Source organism: [Clostridium] scindens ATCC 35704, assembly GCF_004295125.1.
Lineage (GTDB): Bacteria > Bacillota > Clostridia > Lachnospirales > Lachnospiraceae > Clostridium_AP > Clostridium_AP scindens.
Window position 1 is genome coordinate 1,666,018 of the sequence record NZ_CP036170.1, and the last position, 20,567, is coordinate 1,686,584.

19 protein-coding genes and 1 pseudogene are annotated in these 20,567 nt (G+C 48.2%); 17 read left to right on the forward strand and 3 right to left on the reverse strand.

Annotation, left to right across the window (positions count from 1 at the left end; all coding sequences use genetic code 11):
- Nucleotides 1–12: 12 nt before the first annotated feature.
- The 5 genes from HDCHBGLK_RS08580 (at nucleotide 13) to HDCHBGLK_RS08600 (ending at nucleotide 4,500) form a co-directional block, all read left to right on the forward strand.
- The gene (locus HDCHBGLK_RS08580; RefSeq protein WP_004608447.1) at nucleotides 13–1,032 is read left to right on the forward strand and encodes an ABC transporter ATP-binding protein; all 1,020 of its coding nucleotides are present in this window, start codon (nucleotides 13–15) and stop codon (nucleotides 1,030–1,032) included.
- Nucleotides 1,033–2,007 (forward strand): ABC transporter ATP-binding protein, encoded by a 975-nt coding sequence (locus HDCHBGLK_RS08585; protein WP_004608446.1) that lies wholly within the window; start codon nucleotides 1,033–1,035, stop codon nucleotides 2,005–2,007. It begins immediately after the preceding gene.
- 379 nt (nucleotides 2,008–2,386) lie between these two features.
- Nucleotides 2,387–3,304: an SIR2 family NAD-dependent protein deacylase gene (locus HDCHBGLK_RS08590; protein WP_004608444.1), complete on the forward strand. Its 918-nt coding sequence runs from the start codon at nucleotides 2,387–2,389 to the stop codon at nucleotides 3,302–3,304.
- A gap of 2 nt (nucleotides 3,305–3,306) precedes the next feature.
- Complete coding sequence (locus tag HDCHBGLK_RS08595; RefSeq protein ID WP_039910075.1) at nucleotides 3,307–3,987, forward strand: pentapeptide repeat-containing protein; 681 nt, start codon at nucleotides 3,307–3,309, stop codon at nucleotides 3,985–3,987.
- Nucleotides 3,988–3,996: 9 nt separating this feature from the next.
- The gene (locus tag HDCHBGLK_RS08600; RefSeq protein WP_004608442.1) at nucleotides 3,997–4,500 is read left to right on the forward strand and encodes a GNAT family N-acetyltransferase; all 504 of its coding nucleotides are present in this window, start codon (nucleotides 3,997–3,999) and stop codon (nucleotides 4,498–4,500) included.
- Between the two features lie 4 nt (nucleotides 4,501–4,504).
- Here the strand turns inward: HDCHBGLK_RS08600 and HDCHBGLK_RS08605 are convergent, their stop codons facing one another.
- Nucleotides 4,505–5,392, reverse strand: coding sequence for a LysR family transcriptional regulator (locus tag HDCHBGLK_RS08605; protein WP_004608441.1), 888 nt, complete (start codon nucleotides 5,390–5,392; stop codon nucleotides 4,505–4,507).
- A 140-nt stretch (nucleotides 5,393–5,532) separates the two neighbouring features.
- Here HDCHBGLK_RS08605 and HDCHBGLK_RS08610 point away from each other — a divergent pair, with 140 nt between their 5' ends.
- From HDCHBGLK_RS08610 to HDCHBGLK_RS08620, 3 genes are all read left to right on the forward strand, one after another.
- Nucleotides 5,533–6,996 (forward strand): sodium-dependent transporter, encoded by a 1,464-nt coding sequence (locus HDCHBGLK_RS08610; RefSeq protein WP_004608440.1) that lies wholly within the window; start codon nucleotides 5,533–5,535, stop codon nucleotides 6,994–6,996.
- Between the two features lie 279 nt (nucleotides 6,997–7,275).
- On the forward strand, nucleotides 7,276–7,800 hold the full coding sequence (locus HDCHBGLK_RS08615; protein ID WP_004608439.1) for a LytR/AlgR family response regulator transcription factor: 525 nt from the start codon (nucleotides 7,276–7,278) through the stop codon (nucleotides 7,798–7,800).
- A 58-nt stretch (nucleotides 7,801–7,858) separates the two neighbouring features.
- Entirely contained in the window at nucleotides 7,859–8,539 is a 681-nt protein-coding gene (locus tag HDCHBGLK_RS08620; protein WP_004608438.1) for a TIGR00266 family protein, read from the forward strand.
- Between the two features lie 23 nt (nucleotides 8,540–8,562).
- On the opposite strand, the gene HDCHBGLK_RS08625 is transcribed toward HDCHBGLK_RS08620, so the two are convergent.
- Nucleotides 8,563–9,462: an AraC family transcriptional regulator gene (locus HDCHBGLK_RS08625; RefSeq protein ID WP_233440749.1), complete on the reverse strand. Its 900-nt coding sequence runs from the start codon at nucleotides 9,460–9,462 to the stop codon at nucleotides 8,563–8,565.
- A gap of 144 nt (nucleotides 9,463–9,606) precedes the next feature.
- Here HDCHBGLK_RS08625 and HDCHBGLK_RS08630 point away from each other — a divergent pair, with 144 nt between their 5' ends.
- Entirely contained in the window at nucleotides 9,607–10,773 is a 1,167-nt protein-coding gene (locus tag HDCHBGLK_RS08630) for a galactokinase (RefSeq protein WP_039910073.1), read from the forward strand.
- A 29-nt stretch (nucleotides 10,774–10,802) separates the two neighbouring features.
- Nucleotides 10,803–12,293 (forward strand): UDP-glucose--hexose-1-phosphate uridylyltransferase, encoded by a 1,491-nt coding sequence (gene galT, locus HDCHBGLK_RS08635; protein ID WP_004608434.1) that lies wholly within the window; start codon nucleotides 10,803–10,805, stop codon nucleotides 12,291–12,293.
- Between the two features lie 92 nt (nucleotides 12,294–12,385).
- Here the strand turns inward: galT and HDCHBGLK_RS08640 are convergent.
- Nucleotides 12,386–12,721: pseudogene (locus HDCHBGLK_RS08640) on the reverse strand (lactaldehyde reductase); the annotation flags it as partial.
- Between the two features lie 72 nt (nucleotides 12,722–12,793).
- On the opposite strand from HDCHBGLK_RS08640, the gene HDCHBGLK_RS08645 reads away from it, so the two are divergent.
- The 7 genes from HDCHBGLK_RS08645 to HDCHBGLK_RS08675 all read left to right on the forward strand — a co-directional run bounded on the left by HDCHBGLK_RS08645 (nucleotide 12,794) and on the right by HDCHBGLK_RS08675 (nucleotide 20,427).
- Entirely contained in the window at nucleotides 12,794–14,062 is a 1,269-nt protein-coding gene (locus tag HDCHBGLK_RS08645) for a DNA polymerase Y family protein (RefSeq protein WP_004608432.1), read from the forward strand.
- 2 nt (nucleotides 14,063–14,064) lie between these two features.
- On the forward strand, nucleotides 14,065–14,394 hold the full coding sequence (locus HDCHBGLK_RS08650) for a hypothetical protein (protein WP_004608431.1): 330 nt from the start codon (nucleotides 14,065–14,067) through the stop codon (nucleotides 14,392–14,394).
- A 141-nt stretch (nucleotides 14,395–14,535) separates the two neighbouring features.
- The gene (locus HDCHBGLK_RS08655) at nucleotides 14,536–15,543 is read left to right on the forward strand and encodes an ABC transporter ATP-binding protein (RefSeq protein ID WP_039910069.1); all 1,008 of its coding nucleotides are present in this window, start codon (nucleotides 14,536–14,538) and stop codon (nucleotides 15,541–15,543) included.
- On the forward strand, nucleotides 15,527–16,393 hold the full coding sequence (locus HDCHBGLK_RS08660; protein ID WP_004608429.1) for an ABC transporter permease subunit: 867 nt from the start codon (nucleotides 15,527–15,529) through the stop codon (nucleotides 16,391–16,393). Before HDCHBGLK_RS08655 ends, HDCHBGLK_RS08660 begins: the two co-directional genes overlap by 17 nt.
- Before the next feature lie 9 nt (nucleotides 16,394–16,402).
- Complete coding sequence (locus HDCHBGLK_RS08665; protein WP_004608428.1) at nucleotides 16,403–17,869, forward strand: GldG family protein; 1,467 nt, start codon at nucleotides 16,403–16,405, stop codon at nucleotides 17,867–17,869.
- A gap of 17 nt (nucleotides 17,870–17,886) precedes the next feature.
- Complete coding sequence (locus HDCHBGLK_RS08670) at nucleotides 17,887–18,798, forward strand: DUF4340 domain-containing protein (RefSeq protein ID WP_039910066.1); 912 nt, start codon at nucleotides 17,887–17,889, stop codon at nucleotides 18,796–18,798.
- 66 nt (nucleotides 18,799–18,864) lie between these two features.
- Nucleotides 18,865–20,427: a ClC family H(+)/Cl(-) exchange transporter gene (locus HDCHBGLK_RS08675; RefSeq protein ID WP_004608426.1), complete on the forward strand. Its 1,563-nt coding sequence runs from the start codon at nucleotides 18,865–18,867 to the stop codon at nucleotides 20,425–20,427.
- The last annotated feature ends 140 nt before the right edge of the window (nucleotides 20,428–20,567 follow it).

Here is a 20,567-nt window from a genome sequence, read left to right on the forward strand (position 1 = left end):
GGGGAGGAGACAATGGGAATAATATTAGATGTTAGGAATCTAAGAGTTTCATATCATACATATGCTGGCGAAGTACAGTCAGTGCGGGATATCTCATTTCAGGTGAATGAGGGAGAGACAGTAGCCATAGTGGGAGAATCCGGGTGTGGAAAGTCTGTAACGGCAAAGACCATCATGGGGCTGGTGGCAGAGCCGCCAGGAGAAATAAAAAGTGAAAGCCAGGTTTTGTATTTAGGGGAAAATATATTAGAGCAATCCGAAAAGGAATGGGAAAAGTATAGAGGGGCCAAATGCTCTATGATTTTCCAGGATGCCTTGACTTCATTGAATCCGACAATGAATATCGGAAGGCAGATTGAAGAGAATATTACGAATCATTATAAAGTAACAAAAAAAGAAGCAAGGGCAAAGGCAGTTGAAATGCTGGAACTGGTAAAGATACCGGATCCGGCTATGTGCCTGAAAAAATATCCCCATGAACTATCCGGAGGCATGCGGCAAAGGATTATGATTGCAATCGCGCTGTCCGGGAACCCCAAGATACTGATCGCAGACGAGCCTACAACGGCTCTGGATGTAACGATTCAAGCGCAGATCATAGGATTGCTCAAGGATATCCAGGCAAAACTTGGGACTACAATTATTCTGATCACCCATGATCTTGGCGTTGTAGCGAGTATTGCAGATAAGATTATCGTAATGTATTCAGGAAAGATTGTAGAAAAGGGAGAATGCAGTGAGATTTTCAGCAGCTATAGGCATCCCTATACATGGGCGCTTTTAAATGCAGCGCCAAGCCTGGAGATTAAGAATAACCGGAAGTTGATATCTATCGAAGGAACGCCGCCGGATTTGATTAATCCGCCGAAAGGCTGTCCATTTGCTTCAAGATGCAAATACTGTATGAATATTTGCGTAGAAGCTGCCCCGCCGGAATATGATTATGGGGCGGGACACAAGGTCTCATGCTGGCTTTATCATCCGGAATCTGGATATCAAGACATTGATTTTAATAAGGAGGCGGAAGATTAGATGAGGCAGAAAAATGCAATCATAGAAGTGAAAAATCTAAAGAAATATTTTCGCCTGGATTCCAAGCATATGCTGAAAGCGGTAGATGATGTGTCTTTTACGATTTATGAAGGAGAAACGCTAGGAATCGTGGGAGAGTCTGGCTGTGGGAAGACTACCTGCGGAAGAACCTGTATTGGAGTCTATGATAAGACGGATGGACAGGTGCTGTATCGGGGCAAAGACGTACATAAAATGAATCTCCAGCAGAGAAGAGAATTCACAAAACATGTACAGATGATTTTTCAGGATCCATACTCTTCGCTAGATCCAAGATTAAAGGTACATGATATTATTGCTGAAGGCATGAGGATTCATAAGATTGTGCATTCGAAACAGGAGGAAATAGAAGAGGTTCAGAAGTTATTGAGTCAAGTAGGACTAAATGTAGAACATGCCAGCCGTTATGTACATGAATTTTCCGGGGGACAGAGGCAGAGGATTGGTATTGCCAGGGCCCTGGCGGTAAACCCCGAATTCCTGCTCTGTGATGAGCCCATTTCCGCGCTGGATGTGTCCGTACAGGCGCAGGTTGTCAATCTTCTGGTCAGGCTTAAGAAAGAGCGCGGCCTTACCTGCATGTTTATTGCGCATGATCTGTCCATGGTAAAATATATATCAGACAGAGTAGGGGTAATGTATCTGGGGTGCATGGCAGAACTTGCAGATGCAGATGAATTATATGAAAATCCGCTGCATCCGTACACAAAGGCATTGCTTTCTGCTATCCCGGTACCCAATCCTGAGATTGAAAAGGGGCGGCCGCAGATCAGGCTTGAAGGAGAAGTGCCAAGCCCGGTCAACCCGCCGCAAGGATGCCATTTCTGTAATCGGTGCCCCAGCGTGAAGGAATGCTGCCGGTATGAAAAACCTGAATTGCGAGAGGCAGCGCCAGGTCATTTTGTAGCATGCCATCTATACAATAGCAAAGCATAGAAAGAGGAAAGTAAAATGTATGATTTCGACAAAGGAATAGAGAGGAAAGGAAGGAATTGAGGATAATGCGTTTGCGGAAGCGGCACTTTTAGGCGCATATAATGACTCAGAAGCATGGCTTGTGGAAGTAAATCAATTCATAGATAAAAATCTGGACTATTTATGATTTTTCCGGTACGGACATTCCGGGAAAAGATTTGCAGGAGTATCTTTTGAAAAAATGCCATGTTATGTCTGAGGTGACGACGAATTGGAGGCGGAGATGGGATCAGAGTCAGAAGAATGGGCAGATAGATATGAGGATTTTCCTTGACATCTTTGCCGAAATTATACAGAATGATAGAGTAAATGATTATGATGTATTATGCAGGAAAAAACAATGACAAGATATCAGGAACGGATGGATGAGCATCGGCGTTATGCCAGGGAATTGGTTTCTGGGGGGCAGGATGAGGCGCTGGAAAAAGCGCTGGATATGATTCGGAACGCTGACAGAATTGTAATTGGCGGAGGCGCCGGCCTGTCGGCCTGCGGAGGACTGAACTATATGAGCCTGGAAGTGCTTAAGAAAGAATTTCCGGCTCTTGCCAGGAGGGGATATCATACCCTCTGGGAAGCACTTTGGGATGACAGAAGGACGAAGCAGCAGAAGATAGGCATGATGGCGGCGGAGGTTCTGTGGGCCTGCTATGATTTCCCGGTGATAAGGGCCTATCAGGATCTGCTTCGCATGGTTGAGGACAAGGACTATTTTGTGCTTACCAGTAACATCGACAGACAGTTTCACAAGGCGGGGTTTGAAGAAGAGCGGATATTCGAGCCACAGTGCAGCGCTTCAGATCTTCAGTGCCAGACTCCATGCTGTCGGGATATCTGGGACGGGGAATCAGTCTGGCGGAAGATTGCGGCCAATATGGATAGAGAGACGTATGCATGCCGGGAAGAGGATATCCCGAGATGTGATCGTTGCCATGCCCCGGCAGTTCAAAATATGCGGGGGATTAAGTCGTTTATTCCGGACAAGGTCATGTGGAATCGGATCGAGTTTGAACAGTATATAAAAGAAGCCAGTGATCTGCGGACGGTATTTCTGGAACTGGGAGCGGGCTTCAATTCACCGGGAGTCATTCGCCATCCCTTCCAAAGGCTGGCCTACCGATATCCGAAGGCTGCGCTGATACGGATGAATCAGGAATTCCCCAAGGTTCCGGAGAAAATCAAAGACAGGTCTGTGGAGATCGCCGGGGACATAGGCGAGGCGCTTGCGCAGATGCGAAGGCTCTATGAAAGGAAATGATGATGGCAAGTAAGAAGAAAAAGATGATCCCGCCAGTTCTGCCGGAGGAGTTTCGAAGAGTCGAGAATACCGACCAGATACTCAAGGAGTTCCAGTACAGGGAAGAAAGAGTGGCGGAAACCGTGCTTCAAGAGATAACGGCAGAAGAGGAGGATTACTCCCATCTGGTCTTTTCAGCGGTGAAGTTCGTAAACTGCAGGTTCTGGAACTGCTCTTTTGAGCGCTGCGAGTTTACGGATGTGATATTCAAATCTTGCGACTTTTCCGGCTGCAATCTGTCGAATACATATTTTAACAGGGCAGAATACCTATCCTGCAAGGGAGTCGGCACAAAGTTTGCTGGAAGCGTATGCAAGAATATGGTATTCCGGGAGTGTAATCTGAATTATGCGAATTTCGATGACTGCAAATTGGAGAATCTGCTGGTTGATAAGACAGAACTGAACAGCAGCAATCTTACCCAGTGCAAATGCAAGGACATACAGTGGAGGCAGGCAGCGCTTACAAATGCCAGTTTCTTCAAGACTCCGATGCGGGGCATGGACTTTTCGGACAGCGAGATCAAGGGGCTTGTGCTTTCCGATGACAATCAAGAATTAAAAGGCGCAGTGGTGGATCTGTACCAGGCCGCGCAGTTGTCCAAAAGACTGGGAATTATTATAAAAGATATAGAAGGGATATAGGGAGGAACTATGGAAGAAGTTACGTTTAGAAAGGCGGTCAGAGAGGATGTGCCGCTTATTTTGGAATTTATTAAAGGACTGGCGGAATACGAGAAGATGTCGGATGAAGTAGTCGCCACAGAAGAGATACTGGATGAGTGGCTGTTTGACAAAGAAAAGGCGGAGGTCATATTTGCGATAGCAGAAGGGGAAGAAGTAGGATTCGCCCTGTTCTTCCACAATTTTTCCACCTTCCTTGGCCGTGCGGGCATTTATCTGGAAGACTTGTTCGTGAAGCCAAAGTACAGGGGAAATGGATACGGGAAGGCAATCTTGAAGCGTCTGGCCCAGATCGCGGTGGAGCGGGGATGCGGGCGGCTGGAATGGTCCTGCCTGGATTGGAATCAGCCAAGCATTGATTTCTATCTGTCTCTGGGCGCGACGCCGATGAGCGGATGGACCGGCTATAGGCTGACAGGAGAGACCTTGGCCAATATTGTCGTTTATAATGGCATTCGTGGTCGGGAGGCATAAGGCGCTATAGGCTTTCAACAAAATGCCTTAGTTCCGGCGTCAGTTCTCCCTGTTTCCATACGGCGATGATTTCCTCGGCTTCTTCCTCGCCGATTAGTGGTATGAAGACCAGGTTGTCCGCGTTGGTCAATTTATTAGTGATATAGGAAGGCATGACGGAGATGCCTTCTTCTGCCGCTACCATCATCAGAATACTCTCCACATCGTTGGAGCGGAACAGGATGTTAGGCTGGTAGCCGGCCTCTTTATACAAGTCCATAAAATGGCTGTCTCCGAAGGAGTCGCCGGTGCTGGATGGAGTCATATATAAGATGGCTTCATTTTTTAATTCCCTCCGGTTAAGGGCAGAGCGCTGGGCAAAGGGATGTCCGCTGTAGAGGGCCACCACCAGAGGGGCGCGCTCGATGATCTTATGGCTGATGGTATGCTCCTGCAGAATATTGGTGCTGTCCCAGGTGAAGATGATGTCATATTCATTGTTAAACAGGCCTGCCGCCAGCCGGTCAGTATCACAGCGATAGCAAGTAAGAAGAATGTTAGGATATTCCAGATGAAAGGCCCGCAGCTTGTTGGAGAGATCGCTTCGCTCATAGCCTTTGGTATAGCCGATGCGAAGGGTTCCTACCAGACCGGTAGAGGCATCCTTGACTTTGCTGACCGCAGTCTCCATCCGCTCCAGGATGGCTTTTGCCTCCAGAAAGAATATTCTTCCGGCAGGGGTAAGCGCTACCGGGCGGCTGGAACGGTTGAACAGCTGGACGTTCATCGATTCCTCCAAAGCGCGAATCTGCTGGGTGATGGCGGTCTGGGATATGTAATACTGGTTTGCGGCCTTGGTAAAACTCCGGTATTGTGCGACTGCCACAAAGTATTTTAATTGATTGGTATTCATAGAGGACTCCTGCTGAAATTATTTGATTATTTTTTCATACTATAACTATATCTTATATTAATATGAGAAATAAGAATTTGCAATCCTGATAAGATGTAATTATAATAATAAATTGTTATGGTACAAAGGAGAGGTGTAAAATGAAGAGAGAAAAATTTGGTTCTCGTCTGGGATTTATCCTGGTGTCTGCCGGATGCGCGATCGGAATCGGGAACGTATGGAAATTCCCTTATATGTGCGGTGAATTCGGAGGGGCCGCATTCATATTGATCTACTTATTATTCCTGGTTATTCTGGGAATCCCGGTGCTGGTGTGCGAGTTCGCGGTAGGACGCGGCAGCCGTCACAGCGTGGCGGCAAGTTTCGAGGCATTGGAGCCGGAAGGAACCCGATGGCATATGACAAAGTGGATCGGAGTAATCGGAAGCTATCTGCTGATGATGTTCTATACCACTGTAGGCGGATGGATGATGTATTATTGCTGCCGGAGCATACGGGGAGAATTCGCCGGCGCTACTACGGACGAAGTTAAGGCAGGATTCTCGAATATGCTGGGCAATGTGCCGGTGATGACTTTCTGGACGGTACTCATATGCATAATAGGATTTGCGGTGTGCCTGTTTGGAATTCAGAAAGGGATTGAGCGGGTATCTAAGATTATGATGTCCGCGCTTTTGATTATCATGGTAGTCTTGGCGATTCATTCCTTTTTTATGGAAGGAGCCGGGGAAGGTATCCGCTTTTATCTAATTCCGGATTTTGGAAAGATGGTGGATCAAGGAATCGGAAATGTGATCTTCGGGGCATTGAGCCAGGCATTTTTTACTCTGTCCATTGGTATCGGCGCGATGCTGATCTTTGGAAGTTACATGGATAAGGAAAGAAGCCTTACCGGAGAAGCGGTGAGCATCACGGCCCTGGATACGTTTGTCGCGCTGATGGCAGGGTTCATTATCATACCGGCATGCTTTTCCTTCGGGATCGAGCCGGGATCAGGACCGAGCCTTGTATTTATCACTATTCCGAATATATTTGCCCAGATGGCAGGCGGACAGTTATGGAGCGCCTTGTTCTTCCTGTTCCTGACTTTTGCGGCATTTTCAACGATTGTTGCCGTGTTTGAGAATATCATATCCTTCGATATGGATTTATTTAACTGGTCAAGGAATAAGAGCGTCCTGGTCAGCGCCGTGCTGATCATCCTGCTCAGCATGCCCTGCGTCCTGGGATTCAATATCCTTGCGGGATGCGAGCCATTAGGAAGCGGAACCAACATCATGGATCTGGAAGACTTTATCGTATCCAACAACCTTCTTCCTCTTGGAAGTTTGGGATACGTGCTGTTCTGTACCAGAAAGAATGGATGGGGATGGGATAATTTCCTTGCGGAGGTCAATACCGGAAAAGGATTCCATTTCCCAAAAGGTCTGAAGAATTATGTAGGCTATGGAATACCGCTGATCATCATTATCATCTACCTGAAAGGCTATTATGATAAATTCATAAGCCAGGGAACGACGGTACTGATGGTGTGGATGGCGATCGCAATCCTTCTGCTTGGATTCGTGCTGTATTGTTCCGGATCAAAAAAGAAGCAGTCATAAATAGAAATAGTACAAGAAAAAGTAATAATCCGGCAGGAGTCTGCGGCAATGTAATCCTTAAGATTACGCCGCAGGCTCCTGCTTGATTTTTCATAGTCTGTTTGCTATATTGGCACTACATCATATCGAGGATAGAATCTTATCGAAAATTCTTAACTGTCCTTTCTATCTGTTTTTTACGGCGAGTCACCTAGGAAATTCAAGTTGATGGCAACAAAATAAGTCTTAACGACTTAAAATGTACACGAAGAGTGTGATGACCGCTTGAAGCGTCTGCATATGATGGTTGAAGAGATTAAGGCCAGCGAGCAGATGGGAGTGACATATATGAAGATGGAAGAAAGAGATCGGCTTCTTAGAGAAGAAGGGGAAATGCGGATTTTAACCACGCAGGTGTGCAAAAAACTTGGAAAGGGCCTTGAGGTACAGGCATTCGAACTGGGAGTGGAAGACTATATTATGAAGCCCTTTGACAGGAAACGCCTGGAAAAAGTGCTCCGCAGATGCATGGCTCGGCCGGATGCAGCCCGTACTGAAGCGCCAACGGAGCGGGCGGCCGTAAAAAGGCTGGCTATCAGCAGCAATGGGAAGACTGTCTTTGAAGATATCAAGGATATCGTCTATATCGAGACGTACAACAGAGGCTGTCTGATTCATACGGCAGGCAATGAGTATCGGGAGAATAAGTCCATCGGCGAGTATGAAAAGAAATTGGAGGACATGGGATTTTTCAGAATTCATAAGAGTTATCTCATCAATCTGGACAAGGTAAAGGAAGTCTTTCATATTAAGGGAGCAAATTGACAAGCGTAAGCTTACCCTTTATGATTGGAAATAAGAAAAGACAGGAGGTACAAAGAAAATGAGATATCAGATACAAGGCGAGACGCTTCCGGTGGTAATCTGCGAGCTGGAAGGCGGAGAGAAGATGATCACCGAAGGCGGAGGCATGGCATGGATGTCCCCTAACATGCTGATGGAGACTACCACCAATGGCGGCATCGGCAAGGCGTTTGGACGGATGTTTTCTGGAGAGCATATGTTCCAGAATATCTACACTGCGCAGGGAGGGCCGGGAATGATCGCGTTTGCATCCAGTTTTCCGGGATCTGTCCGTGCGTTCCAGATTGCTCCGGGGCAGGAGATGATTCTTCAGAAGAGCGCGTTCCTGGCAGGAGAGATGGGAATCGAACTGTCCGTATTCTTTAATAAGAAGTTTAGTTCCGGCCTGTTCGGCGGAGAAGGATTTATTATGCAGAAGGTAAGCGGTCATGGGATCGTGTTTACAGAGTTTGACGGTCATGTGATAGAATACGAGCTTCACCCCGGGCAGCAGATTGTGGTGGATACGGGCCATCTGGCAGCTATGACGGCCACCTGCAGCATGGAGATCAAGGGCGTGCCGGGCGTAAAGAATATGCTGTTCGGCGGAGAGGGAATCTTCAACACGGTAATCACAGGGCCGGGAAGAGTATGGCTTCAGACCATGCCAATCAGCAATGTGGCAGGAGCATTAAGGCCATATATTCCAACCGGCGCATAATCTGGCCGAAAGAAGGAATGAGGCTACAGATTTTCACCCATATGCTGCTTGCGGTATTGGCTGGGCGAGCAGCCCATATATCGCTTGAAGATCTGGCCATAATAGGCCGGCGTGGAGAATCCGGCCATGCTGGCTGTTTTTGTAACGCTTTCCCCGTTTTTCAGAAGCAAAAGGCTGTTCTGGATTCGTAAGAACATGACATACTCAAAGATAGTCATCTTCATATACTTTTTGAAGAACCTGCAGCATTCACTCTTGCAGATATTGACATGGCCGGCCACATCATCCAGGGTGATCTCCTGGGCATAATGCTCCTGCACGTAAGTCAGGATGTCTTTCAGGCGTTTTAGATGCTTCTGGGGATGGAGACGCCCGACGGACGGCTGGGAGGCATAATGCAGATAAAGCTTCTGCCAGATGGAACACAGGATCAAGTGTACCTGAAACTCATAATCTTCAGGTGGCTCCTGGGTCAGCTGGTAGATATCCTGAATCTGGCGGATGATGTCCTGATGCCAGGTTACATCTTTTTCTAATTTGAGGGAATGCCATAGTTCATTGGAAGTAATGAAGTCCACGTACTTGGTTTGAAGCAGGCTGTTCTCATATCCGTAGATGAAGCGGGGATGAAAGGTGACGGACAGATAGTCGCAGTCCTGCCCGTCCTTCATGTAGCCGGAATGGAGGGTATTGATGTTGCCGAACAGCCCCTCCCCTTCGGAGAGCAGGTATTTTCTGTCGTTGACATAATACTCTATCTGCCCGGATATGATCCAGGTAAGTTCGATCTCCGGGTGCCAGTGCCACAGGAAATACCCCTGCTCATAGGACTGGATGGATTCCGGGCTTATGTTAACGGGAAATTCATAATTCCCATGACTTTTGATTTCTTTTTGGTTTTTTTCAGTATGTATCTGCATCATAGGCATCATTTCCTCAATATCCTTATAGTTTTATCAAATATTCTTATTGTATGCAGGGACTCATCTCATTATAATTATAAATTAGATAAGACGGATATGCAAGGAAAACATAAAAACGGATAAGGACAAATGGAGGTTAGGAAGATGAAAGAGCGTTTTATTCAGAAATTTCAGGAATTGTATGGAAAAGGGGGCGGGATCCGAGCCTATTTCGCGCCGGGACGCGTGAATCTGATCGGAGAGCACACAGATTATAACGGGGGCCATGTATTTCCCTGCGCCCTGACCCTTGGTACTTACGGGATTGTAAGGGATAGGGAAGACCGGAAGCTGCGGTTCTATTCTATGAATTTTGAAAGCCTCGGAATCATAGAGACCAGCCTTGATGATCTGGTTCCGGACGAGGCGGCCAATTGGACCAACTATCCCAAAGGTGTGATGTGGGCGTTTGAAAAGCGGGGATACAAACTGGCCCATGGGATGGATATCCTGATATACGGCAATATTCCCAGCGGTTCGGGACTTTCATCTTCTGCATCCTTAGAAGTCCTGACAGGGCTGATGCTTAAGGATACGTTTGGCTTTGAGAATCTGACCATGGTGGAAGTGGCGCTGATCGGGCAGGATGCTGAGAATAATTTTAACGGATGCAACTGCGGAATCATGGATCAGTTCGCAAGCGCCATGGGAAAGAAGGATCATGCCATCTTCCTGGATACCAATACCTTGAACTATGAGTATGCTCCCGTGATACTTAAGGATGCCAAGATCGTGATTACCAACAGCAAGGTAAAGCACAGCCTGGTAGATTCTGCCTACAATGACAGGAGAAATGAATGCGAGACGGCGCTTAAGGAATTGCAGGCGGAACTTCCCATCCACAGTCTTGGAGAACTGACGCAGGAAGAGTTTGAATTACATAAGGAGGCCATCAAGGACCCGGTAAGACAAAGGCGGGCCAAGCATGCGGTATATGAGAACCAGAGGACGATCCGGGCAGTGGAGGCGCTTCGAGAGAATGATGTGGAACTCTTCGGAAGGCTGATGAACGAATCGCACCAGTCTTTGAAGGAAGATTACCAGGTATCCTGCCGGGAGATTGATATTCTGGTGGATATGGCGCAGGCTATGCCGGGAGTTCTGGGGTCCCGCATTACCGGAGGCGGATTTGGCGGATGTACCGTGAGCATCGTTAGGAATGACGCGGTGGATGGCTTTATCAGCCAGATTGGAAAGACTTATCAAGAAAAAGTGGGCCATGAGGCGGAATTCTATGTAGTGGATATCGGCGATGGAGCGAAGATCATATAGTCCCGCTGTGGATAGAAGGAGAGAGGATTATGCTATTTGAAAATATTAAGAAACTGGTAGAATATGGAGTTCAGACAGGATTGACGCCGGAATCGGAGCGTATCTATACCACCAACCTTCTGCTGGAAATGTTTGGCGAGGATAATTATGAAGACTGCCCGGTGGAAGATACGGAGATTGAATTAGAGTCCGTGCTGAAGGAACTGCTGGATGAGTCGGTAAAAAGAGGGATTATCGAGGACAGTATCGGATACCGGGATCTCTTTGACACGAAGCTTATGAACTGCCTGCTTCCAAGGCCGGCCCAGGTGCAGGAGACATTTGCGAAGAAATATGAGATATCCCCGAAGGAGGCCACGGAGTACTATTATAAGTTCAGCCAGGACAGCGACTATATCCGTCGCTACCGCGTGAAGAAGGATATGAAATGGAAAGTGGATTCCCCCTATGGAGAGATCGACATCACCATCAACCTGTCCAAGCCGGAGAAGGATCCCAAGGCCATTGCCGCAGCAAAGAATGCCAAGGCCAGCAGCTATCCCAAGTGCCTGTTGTGCATGGAGAATGAAGGATATGCGGGCCGCCTTAATCATCCGGCAAGGGAGAACCACCGGATCATTCCGGTTACGGTCAATGACAGCAAGTGGGGATTCCAGTATTCTCCTTATGTATATTACAATGAGCACTGTATCGTGTTCAACGGGCAGCATGTGCCTATGAAGATTGAGCGGGCCACATTTGTCAAACTGTTTGACTTCATCAAGCTCTTTCCCCATTATTTCCTGGGCTCCAATGCAGACCTGCCCATTGTAGGAGGCTCTATCTTAAGCCATGACCATTTCCAGGGAGGCAATTATACATTTGCCATGGCAAAAGCGCCTATCGAGAAGCAGGTAACGATTCCGGGATATGAAGACGTGGAGGCCGGAATCGTCAAATGGCCCCTGTCCGTGCTGCGGATACGGAGTACGGATGAAAAACGGCTCATCGACCTGGCGGACCATATACTGGCAGCCTGGAGAGGCTACACGGATGAGGCCGCATTCATCTACGCCTGCACAGAAGGAGAGCCCCACAATACGATTACGCCAATCGCAAGAAAGGTGGGCGATACGTTCGAAATGGATCTGGCGCTTCGGAACAACATTACCACCCAGGAGCACCCCTTAGGCGTGTATCATCCGCATGCGCAGTACCACAATATCAAGAAGGAAAATATCGGCCTTATCGAGGTGATGGGCCTTGCAGTCCTGCCTTCCAGGCTGAAGGAAGAACTGGAGATACTGGCCGGATATCTTGTGGAAGGCAAGGATATCAGAAGCAATGAGAAGATTGAAAAGCATGCAGAGTGGGTCGAGCGGTTCCTTCCGGATTATGACAGGATTACCGGGGAAAATGTCATGGATATCCTGAAGAAGGAAGTGGGGAATACATTCGTCCATGTACTGGAAGATGCCGGAGTATACAAATGTACGCCGCAGGGACGGGAAGATTTCATGCGGTTTGTGCATACCTTATAAGCAGAATGATAGAAAAGAATGATAGAAAAGCAGGAAGGACGCGCAGGGCATTAAAAATGCCGCGTGTCCTTCTTTAATGAAATCCTTTTACCCTAGATCAATGACTGGAATAATTCGGTAATATCCTCTACAGAAGTTCCCTTTGGATTTCCCGGACGGCATGCGTCTGCATAGGCGGATTCAGCCAGGAACGGAATATCCTCTTCTTTTACAATGCCTTTTAAGTCCTTAGGGATTCCTACGTCCTCTGCCAGTTTCCTTACAGCGTCCACGGCGGCCTTGCGGTATTCCTCCTGGGACATGTCCTCGGTGCCTTTTACGCCCATGGCGGCAGCAATATCCTTATACTTTGTGCCCGTGGCATCTGCATTATACTCCATTACGGCAGGAAGCAGGATCACGTTGGCAATGCCGTGAGGCGTATCGTATTTTGGAAAAAACTGTTCATTGAAAACGAACATATGTTCTGATATGATTTGGAATATAGAAAGGGTGAAAAAATGGAAGAGAAAACCGTATATCATATTGATGTGAATTCTGCCTACCTAAGCTGGGAGGCAGTCTACCGCCTGAAGTTCCTGGGGGCACGCACAGACCTGCGCCGGATTCCTTCTGCCATTGGCGGGGATATCAGCCAGAGGCATGGGATTATCCTGGCAAAGTCCATCCCTGCGAAAAGATACAAGGTCCATACAGGAGAACCCGTCCCCCAGGCAAGGCAGAAATGTCCCGATCTTCTGATCGCGCCGCCCAATTATGGCCTGTATGAAAGGTGTTCCAGGGCATTTGTGAATATCTTAAAAGAATACTCCCCGGATGTGGAGCAGTATTCCATCGATGAAGTATATATGGATATGACGCAGACCATCCATCTGTATGGCGATCCCGTCCAGACGGCGTTCGATATCAAGGACCGGATAAAAAAGGAACTGGGATTTACCGTGAATGTGGGCATCTCAACCAACAAGGTTCTGGCCAAGATGGCCTCGGAGTTTAGGAAGCCGGACCGGGTACATACGCTGTACCCGCCGGAGATACCCAGGAAGATGTGGCCTTTGCCGGTGGAGGAACTTTTCTTTGTAGGAAAGGCCAGCGCGGGCAAATTAAGAAAACTTGGAATTGAGACCATAGGAGAACTGGCAGAAGCGGACCCGGAACTATTAAGGCGGCATCTGAAATCCCACGGGGAGGTCATCTGGAACTTTGCCAATGGTCGGGACTTTTCCGTGGTGCAGCCTGTGGAAGCGCCGAATAAAGGCTATGGTAACAGCACGACCATCAGTTTTGACGTAAAGGATGCCGCCACGGCTAAGATCGTGCTGCTTGGACTGGCGGAAACGCTGGGGATGCGCATCAGGAAGGACAAGGCAGAGATACAAGTTGTAAGCCTTGACATCTGCGACTGGGAATTTAACCGGATCTCTCACCAGAGGGTGCTTGAGAATCCCACGGATATTACGAAGGAAATCTACCAGGCGGCCGCCAGGCTTCTGGATGAGGCCTGGAACAAGATGCCCATCCGCAAACTGGGCATCCATACCGGCAAGGCGGGGGAGGCCGGGTGGAGCCGGCAGATGAGCCTGTTTGATTCCGGAGACTATCTGAAGGAAAAGAGATGGGATAGAACCATCGACCATATCCGCTACAGGCATGGGATGGATGCGATAAAGCGGGCGGTGTTCTTGGGGCAGCCCAGGATTGACCATCTCTCAGGGGGAATTTCCAGGGAAAAGAGAAGCGTAGACTATGCAAAGATCAAGATTGATTAGAAATGAAAGGGGCGAAGAGCATGGCATTCGGAGTCGGAGTAAATACCGGGAAGGCAGATGGAGGGAAGATTAAGGGAAGGCAGGAGGCAGTCGCCTGCGGCTGCTGGTTTACCAGTCAGGGAAACACGCTTCCAAAGTATATCAAATACCAGGACGAGGAAGGGATGATCCGGGGAATATCAGACATAGAAGTGCTGTATTCCCAGAAGCAGAATTACTGCGGAATACCCATGGTGGAGTACGTCTGCCACGGAGTGACGCAAGGGATGCGATGCAGCTTCCGGCTGTTCTTTCATCTGGAAGAGTGCGCATTCAAGATTGTATGGGAGTGACATTGCGTGCAGTCAGAGGCCTGGCCTCTTAGGTCAATGATAAAAAGCCGAGTTCACAGAATAAACACACATTTACCACATACTTTTCAAAAACTGCCCTTATACTGTTAAGAACTATTATGATTGACAGGAGGAAGCGCATTGATTGAAGTAAAGAATCTAACCAAACGTTATGGAAAGCACCTGGCCGTGGACAACTTAAGCTTCACCGTGGAAAAAGGCCAGATCTATGGATTCCTGGGGCCAAACGGCGCGGGCAAGTCCACGACGATGAACATTATGACCGGATATCTGGGAGCCACATCAGGCGAGGTCCTGATAAATGGACATGATATTCTAAGAGAACCCCAGGAGGCAAAAAAGTGCATCGGCTATCTGCCGGAACAGCCGCCCCTCTATATGGAAATGACCGTATGGGAGTATCTGAACTTTGCGGCTGAATTAAAGAAAATTCCCAAAGATGAAGTGAAAAAACAGATAGAGAAGGTTGTGAAGCTAACAAGGCTTGAGGAGGTGCAGGACCGCCTGATCCATAATCTGTCCAAAGGATACAAGCAGAGGGTAGGCCTTGCCCAGGCGATCCTGGGATTTCCGGAGATTATCATTCTGGATGAGCCTACCGTAGGGCTGGATCCTAAGCAGATCATAGAAATCCGGGAACTGATCCGTACGCTGGCCAAGAATCATACGGTCATCCTGAGTTCCCATATTCTGGCGGAAGTCCGGGAAGTCTGTGACTATGTCATGATTATTGCCAAAGGAAAGCTTGTTGCCAGCGACACGCCGGAGAATCTGGAGAATCTTATGAGCGGCACAGGCCATGTGGAACTGGAGGCTAAGACATCCATGGAGAAGGCAAAGGCTATTCTAAAGGGCATTCCCCTAATCAGCAAGGCCGAGTACCGGGAAGAGACGAAGGAGAGCGTTACCGTACGGATAGAGTCAGAAGGGCAGTCAGACATCCGGGAGCAATTATTCTTTGCGTTCGCGAAGGAAGGGATTCCGCTTCTGACTTTGAAACTGAACAAGTCCACGCTGGAAGACATCTTCCTTGAACTGACGCAAGGCAGCGATTCTGCGGAAAGCCAGGACTTCCGGGAAAATATAGAGGACAGAAAGGAGGAAGAGACGGATGAGAGCGATATATAAAAGAGAACTAGGTTCTTATTTTCATTCCATGATCGGCTATGTATTTATTGCGTTTTTGGTGGCATTTACAGGAATTTACTTTATGGCTTATAACCTGAACTATGGGTATCCTTATTTTTCTTATGTCTTATCAGGAATCCTTTTTGTGTTCATGATAGCGATTCCCATTCTTACGATGAGAAGTTTCGCGGAAGACAAAAAGAGCAAGACAGACCAGCTGCTTTTGACGTCGCCGGTCAGCCTGTTTAAGATCGTGATGGGCAAATACCTGGCGATGGCCTCCATCCTGGCAATCCCGTGTGTAATATATCTGATATTCCCATGGATTATTAAGGCCCAGGGCACTGCGTATATTCTGGTCGACTATCTGTCCATCCTGATGTTCTTTCTGCTGGGATGCGTCTACATCTCTATCGGCATGTTTATCTCGTCTTTGACGGAGAGCCAGATTATCGCGGCTATCGGAACCTTCGGAATCTTGGTTCTTCTGTACTTATGGAATGGAATTCTGGATTTTCTTCCTTCCTCGGCGCTGGCAAATGTAATCGGAGCCATCCTGATCCTGACCCTTGTGGTGGCAGGAATCTGGCAAATGACGAAGAACTGGATGATCAGCGGCGCACTGGAGGCTATGGTCATCGCAGGGAGCGTGATTTCCTATAGCGTCAAATCAAGCCTGTGGGAGAATGCCCTGTCACAGATTCTGGGAAGACTGGATCTGACAAAAGCCTTTATCAGTATTGCGTCCGACCGTCTGCTGGACATCAGCGGCATTATCCTGTACCTGTCGCTGATTGGCATATTCATCTTTTTGACTATGCAGATGATACAGAAAAGACGTTGGAGTTAGGAGGAACTTATGTTAGAAAAGATAAAAAAGACATTTCAGAATCGGACTTCAAGGAACGGCAGTTACAGCGTAGGGCTGATCGCGCTGGTCGTGGGCATTGTGGTGGCTGTCAATCTGATCGCCGCTCAGCTGCCGGAGAATATCCGCAAGATAGACATCAGCGACAACAAGATTTATGAGATATCCAAGACAAGCAAAAAGATATTGGAAGAATTGGATCATAAAGTCACTTTCAAAGTATTTGCAGAAAAAGATTCCGCGGATGAAAGAATTCGGACATTTCTTAAGAAGTATGCCGCTCTTTCAGATCAGATCAAGGTGGAATGGATCGATCCGGTACTCCATCCTTCTGCGCTCAAGGACAATAATGTAGAAGCCAATACGATACTGATCTCCTGCAAAGATACCGGAAAGACCACGACGGTGGCCTTTGATAAGATCATCGTGGTGGATGAATACTCATACTATACGACTGGAAACGCGACGGAATCTGAGTTTGACGGGGAAGGGCAGCTTACCAGCGCCATTCATTATGTGACCAGCGATACCCAGAAAAAGGTGTATTATACCACAGGACACGGGGAGAGCACATTTTCCTCCTCTGTATCAGAACTTCTGGATAAGAATAATATGTCGGAGGAAGAAGTGAATCTTCTGATGGCCGGAAAGGTGCCGGATGACTGTGACCTTCTGTTCCTCTACGGGCCGGTCAAAGATATTACAGAAGAAGAAAGCACCATGCTTGCAGACTACATGTCCAAAGGTGGAAAGGTATTTCTGATTCTGGGAGATGCAAAAGAGGATACGCCGAATCTGAAGAAATTCCTTGCGGAGTATGGCATGGAGCAGACGGATGGATACATTGCGGATATGCAGAGGTGCTACCAGGGGAACTATTACTATATCTTCCCGGAAATCAGCGCATCCGGAGACATGGCGGAAGGACTGGATACGGACATGGTGCTACTTTCCAATGCCCACGGGATGAATCTGACGGCCCCGGCAAGAGACACCATTTCCGTAACGCCGTTTATGAGTACTTCCGCAAACGCATATGCGGTGACCCAGGGGGAGCAGAAGGAAGGAACCTATACGCTGGGGGCGGTTGCCACGGAAAGTCTTTCGTCTGATGAGGGCAGCGATACGGGTAAAGAGGAAAGCGCCGAAGATAAAAGCGCTTCCGGCAGCGGCGGGGAAGAAAAGCAGGCAAGGCTGACCGTCATATCTGCGGAAAGTTTGATTGATGCGCAGATTACGGACGCATTTACAACGCTGGAGAATCTGAATCTCTTTATGAACGCGGTGTCAGCCAACTTTGACGACGTGCAGAATGTAGCAATTGAGCCAAAGAGCCTGAAGGTGACTTATAATACTATGCAGCATGCCGGCCTCATCAGCCTTCTATTGATATTCGGCGTCCCGTTTATCATACTGGTCTATGGACTGGTAAAATGGTGGAAGAGAAGAAAAGCATAGGGAGAAGGTGGGGCGTTATGAGGCAGAAAAAGACGATGGTAATATTAATCCTAATCCTGGCAGTCCTGGCCGCTATATATGGCGGCCTTAAGGCCTGGGGCAAGAAGACCGCCGAAAAAGAAGCAGGAGCGGCAGCAGAAAAGATCACGGTTACAGATCTTAAGAATCTGTCCTCATTTTCTTATTCGAATGGCCAGGAGACTATGAGTTTTATCAAGGAAGAGGGAATCTGGAAACTGGAAGATGATAAAGAAATCAGGCTGAACCAGAGCACCGTAGAAAGTATCGGGGAGGCGGCCGCAAGCCTTGCGGCAGTCCGGGAGTTAAAAGAGCCGGATGATCTGGAGGACTATGGCCTTACGAAGCCTTCTTATACGATTGGCCTGACGACAGAAGACGGCGATAAGGAAACCCTGTATGTGGGGGACGCGGCGGGAGAGGATTACTATGCTATGGCAGAGGGGACGCAGAAAGTATATACCATTTCCAGCAGCCTGGTATCCTCCCTCCAGTTTGATCTGTCAGGCCTAGCCCAGCTGGACGTGGTGCCGGCTATCAGCAGCGGCAGTCTGAAGAAAGTAAAGATTACGGAAAATGGGGAAACGACGACCTACAAAGAAGAAGATGAACTGGCAGAACTGGCTGGAGGATTCGGGGTATTGACCCTGACCGAATGCGCGGATTATCATGTGACGGACGAGGAATTAAGCACCTATGGGCTGGACGAGGCAAGACGCGTCACGGCGGAGGCGACCTATAAAGATGCCCAGTCAGGGGAAAAGGAAACATTTACCGTCTACATTGGCAAAATGAGTGAAGATGGCACTAGCAGATATGTAATGGTGAAAGATTCCAAGATGGCCTACAAAGTAAGCCAGGATGTGGTAGCCAACATGATTACTGTGAGCCGGGAGGACGCAAAAGAATAAAAAATACTGGATAATAAAATCTCTTCCTGTATAATAAAAGAGAGAGAATATACGGGAGGGAGAACATTGAGGAAAGATACAACCAGCACCATCAAGCGCGCGGAGCGCTTTCAGATCATATTAATCGGAGAAGGAATACTGGTAGGCGGCATCGGAGGGCTGGTGGTGCTTCTGTACCGGATGTGCCTGGAATACGCCGGCAAATGGCTGAATATGATTCTGGAATATGCCAGGCAAAGCCCGGTAAGAATCGCCGCATGGTTCCTGATACTTATTGCGATGGCCTGGCTTGTTGGGAAACTGGTGAACTATGAGCCGATGATATCCGGGAGCGGCATCCCTCAATTGGAGGGCGAGATGGCAGGCAAACTGGAGCAGAAATGGTGGAAGGTCCTTCCCGCCAAGTTTGTAGGAGGTTTCTTATGCCTGCTGGGAGGACTTGCGCTGGGAAGGGAAGGCCCGTCCATTCAACTGGGCGCTATGGTAGGAAAAGGAATCTCCCGGGGAATGGACAGAGGGAAGACAGAAGAAAGATTCTTGCTGACCTGCGGGGCTAGTGCCGGCCTTTCGGCTGCGTTCCATGCACCGCTTGCCGGGGTCATGTTTTCGCTGGAAGAGGTGCACAAAAACTTTTCCGTGTCAGTGCTTCTATCGGTCATGACAGCCTCGCTGACGGCAGATTTCCTGTCTTCTACCGTTTTGGGCGTAGATTCTGTATTCCAGTTTGACATTATAAAGGCCCTGCCCCAGGAGTATTACTGGATGATTGTGGCGCTTGGAATCGTTCTTGGCGCTACGGGAGCATTCTATAACTGGTTTACGCTGAAAGTCCAGTCCCTCTATAATAATGCCAAATTTTTAAATACTTCGACAAAGCTTATCATTCCGTTTGTATGCGCCGGAATTCTCGGATTTACGGCGCCGGAACTGCTGGGAAGCGGACATGCCTTGATTGAATATCTTACCAATACGGATGTGATGCTGGGGACGGTCCTGTTTATCCTGATCGGCAGATTCATCTTCTCGGCCGTCAGTTTCGGCTCAGGCGCTCCGGGAGGCATCTTCTTTCCGCTGCTGGTGCTGGGAGGATTCATCGGAGGAACCTTCGCCACCGTAGGGGTGCAGTTCTTCGGGCTGGATGCAATGTATATTAATAACTTCGTACTGCTTGCCATGGCCGGATACTTTGCGGCGATCGTGCGCGCGCCCCTTACCGGGATCATCCTGATCTTTGAGATGACCGGCTCCCTGAGTCAGATGCTGTCCCTGTCCATCGTATCCATCGTGGCCTATATTGTGGCTACGCTTTTAAAGTCCAAGCCAATCTATGAAAGCCTGCTGGAACGCCTGCTTGAGCGGCAAGGGCAGAAAGTATCCAAAGACCATGGACAGAAGGTACTGACAAACTTCGTGGTGCGCCAGGGTTCCAGGCTGGAAGACACGATGATCAGCGAGATTGAATGGCCCAACAACTGCCTGCTTGTGGCAATCCAGAGGGGAGCAGATGAAATCATTCCCAAAGGCAGGACCAAACTGCAGGTAGGAGACGTGATCGTAACCATGACGGACGAACGAGACATCAGCGTAGTGCATGACAGGATGGAACGGCTGTGCAGCGACATGTTCTAGGAGGATTGTTTATGGAAAAATACAATTCGATAATACATTCTCCTTGCAATCGAGAAATCAGTGTGCTAACATATAAAACAAATTTTAATTAACAAAAGCAATGAAAGAGACTCTGTTCTTTGGAACTTGACAGGAATGGG